At 35.9% G+C, this 12,651-nt stretch carries 13 protein-coding genes; 2 read left to right on the plus strand and 11 right to left on the minus strand.

Features of this window, described 5'->3' with window-relative positions; genetic code table 11:
* Window positions 1-244: 244 nt before the first annotated feature.
* The 5 genes from H3T48_RS00635 to H3T48_RS00655 form a co-directional block, all read right to left on the minus strand.
* Window positions 245-1,519, minus strand: a complete 1,275-nt coding sequence (locus H3T48_RS00635; protein ID WP_074425808.1) for a UDP-N-acetylglucosamine 1-carboxyvinyltransferase — start codon at window positions 1,517-1,519, stop codon at window positions 245-247.
* 130 nt (window positions 1,520-1,649) lie between these two features.
* Window positions 1,650-3,269: a CTP synthase gene (locus tag H3T48_RS00640; protein WP_198187732.1), complete on the minus strand. Its 1,620-nt coding sequence runs from the start codon at window positions 3,267-3,269 to the stop codon at window positions 1,650-1,652.
* 118 nt (window positions 3,270-3,387) lie between these two features.
* Window positions 3,388-3,933, minus strand: a complete 546-nt coding sequence (gene rpoE, locus H3T48_RS00645) for a DNA-directed RNA polymerase subunit delta (protein ID WP_198187734.1) — start codon at window positions 3,931-3,933, stop codon at window positions 3,388-3,390.
* A gap of 46 nt (window positions 3,934-3,979) precedes the next feature.
* Entirely contained in the window at window positions 3,980-4,384 is a 405-nt protein-coding gene (locus H3T48_RS00650; RefSeq protein WP_198187736.1) for a DUF1934 domain-containing protein, read from the minus strand.
* A 512-nt stretch (window positions 4,385-4,896) separates the two neighbouring features.
* Window positions 4,897-5,736 (minus strand): helix-turn-helix domain-containing protein, encoded by an 840-nt coding sequence (locus H3T48_RS00655; protein WP_198187738.1) that lies wholly within the window; start codon window positions 5,734-5,736, stop codon window positions 4,897-4,899.
* 182 nt (window positions 5,737-5,918) lie between these two features.
* Here H3T48_RS00655 and H3T48_RS00660 point away from each other — a divergent pair, with 182 nt between their 5' ends.
* Complete coding sequence (locus H3T48_RS00660) at window positions 5,919-7,286, plus strand: HD domain-containing protein (protein ID WP_109715811.1); 1,368 nt, start codon at window positions 5,919-5,921, stop codon at window positions 7,284-7,286.
* Window positions 7,287-7,342: 56 nt separating this feature from the next.
* On the opposite strand, the gene H3T48_RS00665 is transcribed toward H3T48_RS00660, so the two are convergent.
* From H3T48_RS00665 to H3T48_RS00690, 6 genes are read right to left on the minus strand one after another with little or no spacing between them, the layout of a single operon-like run.
* Window positions 7,343-8,440 (minus strand): SIS domain-containing protein, encoded by a 1,098-nt coding sequence (locus H3T48_RS00665; RefSeq protein ID WP_198187740.1) that lies wholly within the window; start codon window positions 8,438-8,440, stop codon window positions 7,343-7,345.
* A complete protein-coding gene (locus H3T48_RS00670) occupies window positions 8,409-9,080 on the minus strand; it encodes a hypothetical protein (protein ID WP_187158387.1) in 672 nt (223 codons plus the stop codon). The genes H3T48_RS00665 and H3T48_RS00670 overlap by 32 nt, the downstream gene beginning before the upstream one ends.
* Before the next feature lie 13 nt (window positions 9,081-9,093).
* Window positions 9,094-9,924 carry a PTS system mannose/fructose/sorbose family transporter subunit IID gene (locus tag H3T48_RS00675; protein ID WP_122035913.1) on the minus strand — a complete coding sequence of 277 codons (831 nt, stop codon included), beginning with the start codon at window positions 9,922-9,924 and terminating at the stop codon, window positions 9,094-9,096.
* Entirely contained in the window at window positions 9,924-10,670 is a 747-nt protein-coding gene (locus tag H3T48_RS00680) for a PTS sugar transporter subunit IIC (protein WP_122035915.1), read from the minus strand. Before H3T48_RS00680 ends, H3T48_RS00675 begins: the two co-directional genes overlap by 1 nt.
* Window positions 10,671-10,688: 18 nt before the next feature.
* Window positions 10,689-11,177 carry a PTS sugar transporter subunit IIB gene (locus tag H3T48_RS00685; RefSeq protein WP_198187742.1) on the minus strand — a complete coding sequence of 163 codons (489 nt, stop codon included), beginning with the start codon at window positions 11,175-11,177 and terminating at the stop codon, window positions 10,689-10,691.
* Complete coding sequence (locus H3T48_RS00690; RefSeq protein WP_187158384.1) at window positions 11,174-11,578, minus strand: PTS sugar transporter subunit IIA; 405 nt, start codon at window positions 11,576-11,578, stop codon at window positions 11,174-11,176. The genes H3T48_RS00685 and H3T48_RS00690 overlap by 4 nt, the downstream gene beginning before the upstream one ends.
* Before the next feature lie 344 nt (window positions 11,579-11,922).
* Between H3T48_RS00690 and H3T48_RS08925 the strand changes: the two genes are divergently transcribed.
* Window positions 11,923-12,630 (plus strand): GntR family transcriptional regulator, encoded by a 708-nt coding sequence (locus H3T48_RS08925; RefSeq protein WP_122035921.1) that lies wholly within the window; start codon window positions 11,923-11,925, stop codon window positions 12,628-12,630.
* Window positions 12,631-12,651: the final 21 nt, after the last annotated feature.

Consider the following 12,651-nt stretch of genomic DNA (forward strand, 5'->3'; position numbering starts at 1 on the left):
AAAAGTATTATTCTTTATTCTTTATTTTTCACTCGAGCAGCAATATATTATAAACTCTAATATCTAATTATTTTTCATCTTCCGAAAATCAGCATGTTGTATTAAACAATCAAATAGAACTACAAAAAACAGATTTAATAAAATAATAAAGAATACTAGTAATGAGTATTAATGAAAATAGTAAAAAACGACTAATCAAAAGATTAGTCGTTTACTTAAATGTCTTTAATTGCACTATTTTTAGCTACTTATCTGGAACGTCTTTGATTGTAACGTCAGCACCCAGCAAGCGTAATTTTTCTTGGACGCGATCATAACCACGAAGAATATTACCAGCATTATTGATAATTGTGTCACCTTTTGCCATTAGGCCCGCAATCATCAAACATGCACCAGCTCTGATTTCTCCAGCAGCAACAGTTGCCCCATGCAGCTTTTCAGTCGGATGAACAAGAATAATATTATCCTCTACTTTGATGTCAGCACCCATCTTACGCAATTGCTCAATATGACCAATTCGTTTAGGGTAAATGCGATCAATTATTACACCTTCACCAGACTTAGCAGATAACAGCAAAGGAGTTACAGGCTGTTGCAAATCAGTAGCGAAACCTGGGTATGCACCAGTTTTAATCTGCGTCATTTTCAAGTCGCCAGCAGGATAAACGTAAAGTGAGTCCTCATCTGCATCAATGACGAGTCCCATTTCTTCTACCTTCGCAAGGTAAGAATCCAGGTGTTCTTCAATAATGTTATGAATGCAGATACCGTTACCAATACAGCCAGCAAGAGAAATGTACGTTCCAGCTTCAATTCGATCAGGAATAATCGTATGCGGAGCTCGAGCTTCTAACTTTTCAACACCTTCGATTCGGATTGAATCGGTTCCTGCTCCTCGAATAACTGCACCCATATTATTAAGGAAAGTTGCTAAGTCAATTATTTCAGGTTCTTTAGCAGCGTTATCAATAACAGTTTGCCCATTTGCGGTAACTGAAGCCATGATAATATTCATTGTCGCGCCTACGGATGGCATTTCTAGGTGAATAGTCGCTCCTTGCAGTCCTTCATCGGGAGCAGTAATTGTTATTTGGTCATTTTCATTTGTTACACATGCACCTAAGGCTTCAAAACCTTTGATATGTTGGTCAATGGGGCGGGGTCCAATATCATCCCCGCCAGGGAAGCCCACAACAGCCTTACCAAAACGGCCAAGAAGAGCACCCATAAAGTAATAGGAAGCTCGTAAACTCTTGATCTTACCACTTGGCAATGGGCTCATCTTAATGTTCTCTGGATTGATTTGTAAAGTTGTCTTTTCAAAAGAACAAACGACGTCCATCTCACTCAGTAAATCCATTAAGTTGTCAACATCTGCAATCCTTGGAACGCCTTCCAAAGTTACCGGTGTACGCGACAAAATTGATGCCGGAATTAGTGCAACGGTTGAGTTCTTTGCGCCACCAATCCAGACATCACCCTGTAGGGGCTTTCCACCATGAATTATCATTTGCTTCATTGGCGAAAAAATCCTTTTCTATTTTCGATTAGTCATAATTATGTTAAAGGAATTTACCGGAAAAAACAAGGGAAGACCTTCGTCTTCCCTGCTTAAAAATAAAGATTTTTGTATTATTCAATTTCACTCTTTATAGTTTTTCTTCCTCTAAACCAGAAGCAGCACCGATAAAGGCCTTATATAGTCCTTCTGGTCTTTGTGGCCTACTCAAAAATTCAGGGTGATATTGTGCAGCAATGAAAAACTTGTTCTTTGTAAGTTCGATTACTTCGACTAAATGGTTATCTGGTGAGACACCTGCAAAGGTCATTCCAGCCTTTTCAAATGCTTCACGGTATTCATTGTTAAATTCGTAACGATGACGGTGACGTTCTTGAATAACATCTTGATTGTCATAAGCAACTGCGGTCTTAGTACCAGGCTTTAATGCTGCTGGATAAAGACCTAAACGTAAAGTACCACCAATGTTTTCTTCATCACGTTTGTCAGCCATAATATCGATTACATTGTGCTTGGTATTAGGATCGGCTTCGGCAGTATTTGCATCTTTATATCCTAAAACGTCACGTGCAAATTCAATAGTTGCCATTTGCATACCCAAACATACTCCAAGGAATGGAATATCATTTTCACGGGCATATTTAATTGCAGTAATCATGCCTTCAAAACCGCGGGAACCAAATCCTCCAGGAACAATCAATCCATCGGAACCTTTCATGAAGTCTGCAATATTATCTTCAGTTATATCTTCTGCTTGTACCTTGTTAATTTCAACATCAGTATTATAAGAATAACCAGCATGCTTAAGTGCGTCAGTAACAGAAATATAAGCATCTTCAAGTTCAACATATTTACCAACTAAAGTGATCTTGGTCTTGTACTTTAAGTTCTTAACTCTTTCGTCAAGACGGGTCCATTCAGCCATATCAGCTTCATCTTTTGGACTCTTAATATGTAAAAAGTCACAAACTTTTTGATCCATACCTTGTTCTTGGAAGGCTAATGGTAAGTCGAAAAGTGATGGCGCATCAATTGATTCAATAATTCGATCAACTGGAACATCAGTAAAGTTAGAAATCTTATCCTTATGTTCTTGGTTGATTGGCATTTCTGCACGTAAAACTAGCATATTTGGTTGAATACCAATGTTGCGCAATTCAGCAACAGAATGCTGGGTTGGCTTAGTTTTCATTTCTTTAGCAGCGTGTAAATATGGTACTAAAGTACAGTGAATGTACATCACATTTTCTTCACCGACTTCACGACGCATTTGTCTAATTGCTTCCATAAAAGGAGTAGACTCAATGTCACCGACAGTACCACCGATTTCAGAAATAACCACATCAGAGTCAGTGGTTAAGCCTGCACGCATGATTTTTTGCTTAATCATATCTGTAATATGAGGAATAACTTGGACAGTAGCACCATGGTAATCTCCACGACGTTCTTTTTCCAAAACTTCTTTGTAAATTTTACCAGTAGTTACATTTGAGTATTTACTGGTACGCACATCTACAATTCGCTCGTAGTGGCCTAAATCAAGGTCTGCTTCTGTTCCATCATCAGTTACAAAAACCTCACCGTGTTGATATGGGTTCATTGTACCTGGGTCAATGTTGATATATGGATCAAACTTTTGCATGGTTACTTTCAAACCACGATTTTTTAATAACCGACCAAGACTTGAAGCAGTAATCCCCTTGCCTAGTGAAGAAACAACGCCGCCCGTAACGAAAATATATTTTGTCATTAGCCAAACTCCTTTTTGCAAAAAATAAAAATAAAAAAGCTCCCAAAAAGGGAGCATAAACGCACATAAGGGTGCCCAATTAAAATACTATCTATTTTGCGTCATTAAGTCAAGAGAATTATTCATCATCTTCGTCATCATCTAATTCTGACAATTGACCTTCAATGCCATCTGGCAAATCTTCATCATCGTCATCATCAGTATCAACGAAATCTTCATCTTCGACAAAGTCATCTGCTTCATCATCAGCTGTCGCATCTAAATCTTCATCTTCTGGATCGTCATTATCGTAGTCAATAATGTCGTCGCTTCCAGTAGCACTTGCTAAGAAAGCATTAACTTTCTTGTGATGTGCACGACTGTCATCTTCGTCATCATCTTCTGGATGGTTAACTTCTTCGTCAACTGATTCATAAGGAAACCATGAACGTAAAGCCCAAACATTTTCACCCATTGAAATGAATTCACCGTTGGTATTCAAGTCCGTGTAAAATTGGGGTAAACGTTCCCTAATTTCCTCGTCACTCTCTCCCAAGTACTTTTGTACGGCATTAACAATATCGGCAAAACCCATTCTTTTATTGTTATCTTCCAATATTGCACGAGCAACTTCAATCATTGATAGTTCATTGCGATTTTTGTCTTTAAAGTCGTTTAATCCCACAATTGTATTCCTCTCTTTTAACAATCCTTTTTATTTTACTAGGCGCTCAAGTAAAAATCAACGTAACTGTGTAACTTCCTACTAAGTATAGTCCACTAAAGAGGTCATATTCAATCTGAAGTTGCTTTGAACCGTCAATTTTAGGGAAAAATTTAATTAATTTAGTGGAACTCTTCAGGTCCATTTGGTAGCCAGATGCAACATAGCGGCAGTCCTTTTTTTGTCCAACCGTAAAATGAAGTTGCGAATAATCATCGTTAGTATTGCCACGCTTGATGATTACATCATTTTCTTTAATTAGCAGCTTAACTGGAACTTTGTCATCTTCTAAGTAAGAAACCCTAGTTACGTCTCCATTTTCGATTAGTTCACCCTGCCCAGTTTTATGGAAAGTCTCGCTTTCCTTTTCTTGAACAATTTTACTAGTAAAATCAATTTTTACTTTAGTCATATATTTGATTCTTTGCAATAAAAAAGCTAACCATCAAGATTAGCAATAACTCTTAATATCCTTCTTAATTTTAGCAGAAAACATTATAAAACAAATTATTTTTTTATACCAGTAATTACTCCAATTCCTTTTTCGGTGGTATTGGCGAGCAATTCAAGTTACACATTCAGAGAACTGGGAGCCATCTTATGCTGGTATTAAGAGATTGAAGGCGTAAGTATAACTTAACCAACTTGAATTTTGGTTAAAGTCTAAAAAATGAATTTAACTTCAGAAGTGAGGGAGAACAAAATCAAAAAAAGCTAGCCAAGTATGAAACTTGAACTAGCTCTTTTTTACTTTAATTTATACTATATTACTTTACTAAAATTAATGATTAATCAGCCACAATAATAATTACTGGTTTAAATAATGCTAATGTCATTTTTCTTCTCCTATATATAAACTCTTGTTTTTATAGATATAATACATCCTGTTACTTTATTTACAATACAATTTTCATATTTGAAAAATCACTTTTTTATTCTATCCACGTTTACTTCATAGCCGGAGATAATCAGTACTTTTTTTATTTGATTAGCTTCATCTTGATTTCCATTAATTACATTTTCATAGTACTTACCCAATATTTTAGTGAAAGCCAATTCTATAGTGTTAGGCAATTTTCTCAAGAAGTTTAGTGGCTCACTGCATAAATTAGTTTTATTATTCTGTAAGCAAAGATCTACATAATTAATCATTAATACACTCAATGCTACTAAAACTTTTTTCTCAATATTAGAAGCATTTTGATATCTTCTGATCATGTTATGGACTAGAAAAGTTGCTTCATCTACAGTGTAAAGCTCCATTATGTTACTAATCAATACAATTCTTAAGTATCCATCTTCACCCATCTCCTTTTGAAAAACAACTTGCTTAATTTTTTTCTTTTCTTCTTCACTCAATTTGCTAAGAGCATCATCATCGTGTGTGTTGGAGATTATTTTTGCTTGCAGAGTAAGAAATTCTGTTAATCCAGTTTGGGGAACAATCTGTTCAAACTGAGTAATAATATTGCCAATTTCAGTGTCATTATCTTCATTAGCAGCCTTTGCAAGTTGAATTTTTAAATAATTAATTTTATTGTCATTAGAATTGCCATTTTCTGTTTCAGAAAAAAACTCCTGAAAACTAACCCCATGTTTTTCAAGAATTTGGATCAACTCTTCTGCTCCGATATCATGAAAGCCACGTTCAACCTTTGAATAAAACGAAACAGAAATCACATCAGCAGCCATCTCCTTTTGGGTTAAACCTAAATCATGACGTAACTTTTTTAATTTGCTCCCAATACGATTCATAATTATCATCCCTTTTTATTTCATATAAAATATTATGGTCACTAATCAGAAAAACATTCAAAAATATTATTTGTTTTTAACAAATTGATCCTTTTGAATATTCAAAGTGCCCTATAAATTGCAAATTTGCTATAATCAAGTAAATAATCAATTTTTAATCTTACATTATAAACTAACTTCGAGGAATATTTATGCCAAAATTTCAAAGTAAAAAATTAACTAAAGAAGTTGTTTTACGTGATCCTGTTCATGACTACATTCACATTGAAGATCAAGTCATATTGGACATTTTAAAAACAGAAGAATTCCAAAGAATGCGCCGTATCAAACAACTCGGGCCTCTTTCATATGTTTTCCCTGGAGCAACTCATACCCGTTTCGAGCATAATCTAGGTGTATACGAGTTAACTAGAAAAATCTGTAATATTTTTGCAGAAAAGTACCCATCTCATAATTCGGGTGATGGCCTCTGGGACGACAATAACCGCTTATTAGTTGAATGTGCCGGTTTACTCCACGATATCGGACATGGACCGTACTCACATACTTTTGAGCATCTATTTGGTACAAACCACGAAAAGATTGGCCAAAAGATTATTACTGACCCTAATACAGAAATTAACCATGTTTTGCGCGAAGTTGCGCCAAACTTTCCTGAATTAGTGGCTAGCGTTATTGACAAAACTTATCCTAATCCTCAAGTCGTTAAAATGATTTCCAGTCAGGCTGATGCTGACCGAATGGATTATCTTAAACGTGATGCATACTTCACTGGCGTTACATACGGCGAATTTGATTTGTCGCGAATTTTGCAAGAAATAAGACCTTATCAAGGTGGCATTTGCTTCACAATGGCCGGAATGCATGCAGTTGAGGACTATATCGTTTCGCGCTATCAAATGTATCAGCAAGTGTACTTTCACCGTGTAGGCCGTTCAATGGAAGTTATTTTGCAGCATTTACTTGAACGAGCAAAAGTTGTTTATGAGCAAGGTACTCTGCAAGTTACACCAAGTTTAGCCAAGTTTTTAGCTGGCGACTGGACGCTTAGCGACTACCTTGAATTAGACGATGGAGTCATGGAAACAAACTTCTCCATGTGGACAAAGGCAAGCGACCCAATTTTAGCTGATTTAGCAAATTGCTATCTGTACCGAAAACCGCTAGCAAGTATTTGCATCGATGACGAAACTAAAAGCTTATTACCTAAATTAAAGGACCTAATTAAGCAAGCTGGGTTTGATCCGCTCTATTATACAGACACCAATTCCGCTTTTGATGAACCTTATGATGCGTATAAGCCAAGCGGGAAAAACGCTAATAGTCAAATCGAAATTATGCAAGCTGACGGTCAGCTAATTGAACTGTCACAGTTAAGTCCGTTAGTTCGTGCACTTAACGGAACAATTCAGGGCGACGAGCGGTTCTTCTTCCCTAAAATCATGATGTCCAATAGCGATGAACCACAAATTTTTGACCCGCTTTACCAACAATTCCAACGTTATGTCAAAAATGGTAAGCTGCGCTATTTGCGTAAACCAAAAACTAGTAAAAAATAAAAAGACCGAATTCTGATTGAATTCGATCTTTTTTGTTTGGGGAGCTGTTTGTTAGTTTATACGTTCATGTGTCCTGAAATTGAAGTATCAGTTACAGGACTGACACTGGTATCAATGCCAACTTTCTCAGATAGTTTAGCTGACAAAATTTGGAATGGAACAACATAAAAAATAGGAGAAAGTATTGGGGTAGTTTTTACACTTAGTTTTAAATCTCTGTCAGTTGCTTCAAAGTCTTCACCAGAAACCACAAAAACATGTTCAGTATAAGCACGACGGTAATATGCTGCTACATCAACCATGCGGTCAAATTCTGAACCTTTATTACCACCGATTAAGAAAATGAAGTTGTCGTCATGATATGCGCGAAGTGGTCCATGCAATTGCTCTTCTTGTTCATATGCACTAGTTGGACGGCCAAAGGTTTCAAAGAACTTCAATCTAGCTTCAAGTGCAGTTGGGAAGTTATAACCATAACCTGCAATTGAAGCTTTTTGCATTTCAACTAGTTCATCTTGCTGCTTTTCATACCATGCAGTACTTTCTTTAACAACAGTTGGGAAATTATCAACTAAGTCTTGTGCATCCTTGATTAATTGGTCATATTTTTCCTTACCAATTAGTTGAGATTGATGAGCAATTTCAACAGCAAGTAAATAGAATTGTAACAAAGTCTCAGTATAGCCACGAGTCTCTGGCCCAATCTGTTCTTCTTCACAAACTAGGTGAACATAGTGATCAGCAATTTTAGTAATTGCTGATCCCAATTGTTCTGAAATGCCTAAAGTTGAGTATCCACACTTTTGTGCATGTTGCAAAGCCTCACAAGTAGAAATGCTATCGCCATGTTGGGATAAACCTACCACTAAAATTTGATCATCTCTAAAACAGCTGCTTGGATTAATGCTCTCTGAGTTAGTAAAAACAGTTGGTTCAATTGCAACGCCTTCCACATTTAGTAATTTGACAAACATATTGCGTATTACACGCATTGCATTATATGAAGTACCCGAACCAGTAAAAATAACCTTTTTAAAGTCATTGTTTAACCAGAAAGAAATAAACTCCTTACCATAATCATTTCGTTCATCAATTGCTCTTTGCAATACCCGATCTGTGTCCTCAATGTGTCCCATCATTGTTAGTTTTGTCATCTTTAAATTCCTCCATTTTAATTGTTGTTTGCGCAAGTTCGCGCATTTTTTCTAAATACTCTTTTGCTTGCTTTTTTAAGCCCAACTCTTCGGTTACTTTAACTAACCTTTGATAAATAATAAGTTGCTGCTGTGGCTCCTCGGTCGTATCCAACTGCTCTTTTAATTTAGCTAACACTTCCCTATCTGGTGCTAGATAAACTTGATGTAGTTCCTGAACTTCTGCGCGAACTTCAGGAAGTTTACAGTTATTAAGCAAATATTCTTCTAACTTGATTGCTTTATCTGAATGGTTACTATCGAGATAAAAGAGATAGCACCTCATCAGACGAATCAGTAAATCTTGTTCTTTTTCTTTAGTTAAATCTACTGGCTTTTCAGTTAGATGAGCGACAATATGACAAACTTGGTCATAGTCCTCGTATGCTAAGTAATAGTCTAAAGATAAAAATTCCCGTGCTTTAGCAGATAAGCAAACTACTGCAACCGGTGATTTTAGTAGTTGAAAATATCGCTTTTGATCACCATTTTTCTGAGAAGTTAATAACTGTGTCAGTAGCTTTTTTCTTAGCTTAACTTCTGCAACCCAGCTAAGGCCAAAGGCCAAAAGTAACAAGACTACTAGTAATGCTGATTGCATAAATCTTCAATCCCTATAGTAGACCAACTGCAACTGCTAAAATTCCAAGTATAATCAAGCCAATCAGAATTACTGTGCCGTTAACCTTCTTTTGTAATAGTCCATAGCAGCCAAAAGTCAAAAGTAATGGTAATAAATTAGGCATTAGTGAGTCTAAAGTCTGTTGCAAACTGACCTTTGTTCCACCTAATTTCATAACTAACGGCACCTTAATAATTACCATGGACGCAATCATTGCTCCAACCACCACTAATCCTAAAATTTTAGCAGCTTCCGTAAGCTTTTGTAGTGTCCCACTTTCACTTGCTTCAGCAAGAAACTTGTTTCCACCTTGATAGCCTAGTTTAAAACCAAACCAGCGTAACAGCTCACTAGGAATAACGTTAATTAAAAAGTAAAGAATTGGCCCTAAGATACTTCCTTTAACAGCCAGTGGGGCTCCAACCCCGACACCAATTACACGTAGAGTTCCCCAAAACATTGAGTCACCGATTCCTGCAAGAGGTCCCATTAAGGCCGTTTTTACAGAGTTAATTGAACTAGCGTCAAAATCTTCTGAATTGGCGTTTTGTTCTTCCATTGCACAACTAATTCCCAAAATTATTGGTGAAGTAGATGCTGAACAGTTAAAAAATTCCAAATGACGCTGAAATCCTTTTTGCATTTCATCATCATTATCACCATAAAGGCGTTTAATCACTGGAGTCATTGCCCATGCATAACCAAGAGACATTTGCCGTTCATAATTAAAGGAACCTAATAATTGGTAGTGTCTCCACATTACACTACGCAGGTCTTTTTTGGTTAGCTTCTTAGTTGATTTTTGTGTTGCTGCGTCTGCCATTATAGTAAGTCCTCCTCGTTATTTTCTGCTGGTTTAAATTCGTAGTAAATGTAAGCAATGATTAGGCCAAACACAGCTACTCCTATCATTGGAACCTTCAAAAAGGCTACCAAACCAAATCCTAAAAAGAGAAATGGTGCGTATTTTTTATCGTAAGTTAACTGCATTAACATTGCGATTCCCAATGCAGGTAACAAGTTACCAGACTGAGTTAATCCATCCTGAATAACCTTTGGAATTGCCTTAATAATAACTTTAATTACTGGTGCACCGACTAAATATCCAACCATGATTGGAACAAATTTTGCTAAGAATAGCATTACTGTTCCAGACCATTGTCCAATTGCAATTCCTTTCCAGTTTTTCTTTTCAATTTGACGATCAGCATAGTGGGTAAAAATCGCATTAAAGCTACCAATTGCAATCGCAATAATTTGAGCAATTAAAGCAATTGGAATAGCCAAAGTCAGTGTTGTTTGCCAATTTGTACCTGTCTTGATTGCCAAAGCAGTCGCAAGAGCTGAACCAACAACAACATCTGGGGGAGTAGTTGTTCCTATACCAACTAAACCCATCCACACTAATTCAAGTTGTCCACCCAAAATTAGTCCAGTAGTAAAATCGCCCATTACTAAACCAACTATAGGACCAATGATGATTGGTCGATCAAGCATGTGCTGCCCGCCAAGTCGACTTTCCATGTATGCTCCCGCTCCCACGAGAGCAACTAAGAATGCTTGTAACATAATTTATCTCCTTCTTATTTATTTCTTAAATGCTTTTTCAATACCAGCAAAATTCAAGCTTTCAGCGGTTGGTGTTACCTGAGCAAAAACTTCTACACCTTGGTCGTGTAACTCTTTGGCACTGGCAAACTCTTCTTCAGTCATCTTAATTTGTGGCAAAACAGAAACTCCGTTTTCATAGTGAATTCCTGCAGTTCCTACATTCACCTTATCGATTCCTGCCACATCATGTTTTAAAGCTAAAGCATCCTTAACATTAATCGTTACTACAAAAATTTTCTTATTTGCATATTTAGGACTGTTTAAGATTTGTGCTGCATCTTTAAGACTCTTTATTCCCAGAGTAACACCTGCTGGTTTAGCTAATTTCATTGTCATTTTAGTCATTGAGTCAGTTGCCGCATGATCATTAGCAACTAATAAAATGTCAGGGTTTAATTGGTTTGTCCATGACACTGCAACCAAGCCGTGGACAAGTCGATCATCTGCTCTTAATAAACTAATCATTCTAAATCTTCCTCCTTCAGTAAATCATTTACATAAATAATTTGTTTACGCGCTTCATTAACAGCAAGGCGAATTGCTTCATCAGACAACTTGTCGTCTGGATTCATTATTAGTTCCAATACCAATGAGAGATTAATGCCGCTGATAACTTTACAGTCGTAATCTTTAATTAAATTAACTGCTTCCTTATTAACACTTCCACCAGGCATATCAGTTAAAATTACTATTTGGTCAGTTTTGAATTTTTCCAATAACCCGTTTAACTCTTCAACAAAATTCTTTTGATCGTCGACATATGCATTAATGAAATGAACATTATTGGTAGCGCCGTTAAAAAAATTGATTGAATTCTTATATCCGTCAGCTAAGTAGCTGTGCGTAGCGATGATAAATTGACTCATTGAATAACTTCCTTTCACTAGTTTCTACAGTTCGTTTGATTAAAATGTTAGCGTAAACATTAAATCTAAGTTAAATATACTACTGTATATACATTTTAGCAAGAATAAAAAATGATATCTTGTATTTTATTTTGGCAACAAATACTATTTTTAAAGCAATTATTAGGAATCTAAAATTGATTTTTATCTTTTTTATCTTATTATAAATATATGGTATATACATTTTATATGAAGAAACATAGGGAAATAATTTTTTGCTTAACACACAACAAATTATTTATAATTAATAAAGAAACAGTTATCAAAACAACGACAACAAATAAAATCATTTAAGGAATACGCAAGTGAAAGCTAAATATGAAAAAGTAGAAGATTACTTTATTGAAAAAATTAACAAGGGTGTACTTAAAGCAGGTGATCAACTGCCGCCCGAAATTCAAATTAGTGAAAAATACGGTTACAGCCGTATGACTGTCAATAAGGCAATGAAAAATTTAGAAAAACAAGGATATGTAACTAGAATTGCAGGACGAGGCACCTTTGTAAAAGAAAAAAGTGTGCTACGGTTACTAACCGACAATATCAGTTTTACCGATATTATTAAGCAACAGAGAATGACCCCAGGCTCAACTCTGATTTCTTATAATTTAGAAAATCAAAATGAAGTACCTTCAGCCAATGAATTCTCCTCTCCAATTGAGAAATTCCATCACACGAAAAGGCTCAGGACTGGAGACGGTAATCCGATCGCATTAACTGAAGACTATATAAGTGCCAAACTAATTAAAAAGATTGATTTTAATTTGTTAACAACATCTCTTTATTCCTACCTAAAAAAGTTAAAATTGCCTGTCATCCAAAATTTCGTTGAAATTAAGGCTGTTAAAGCAACTAAGGAACAGCAAAAAGCACTCAAATTAGACGTAGATTTTTTGTTAATGACCTTGGCAAACACTGATACCATAACCTCTGATAATCAGCGTGTCCCATTAGGTGTATTTGTTTCTTATTACAACCCAGATCTTTACACCTACAGATTTAACGAATCTTAGTAAAAAACACCCAATCTCTTG

The sequence above is a fragment of the Lactobacillus sp. M0403 genome, from assembly GCF_016101265.1.
Taxonomy (GTDB): domain Bacteria; phylum Bacillota; class Bacilli; order Lactobacillales; family Lactobacillaceae; genus Lactobacillus; species Lactobacillus apis.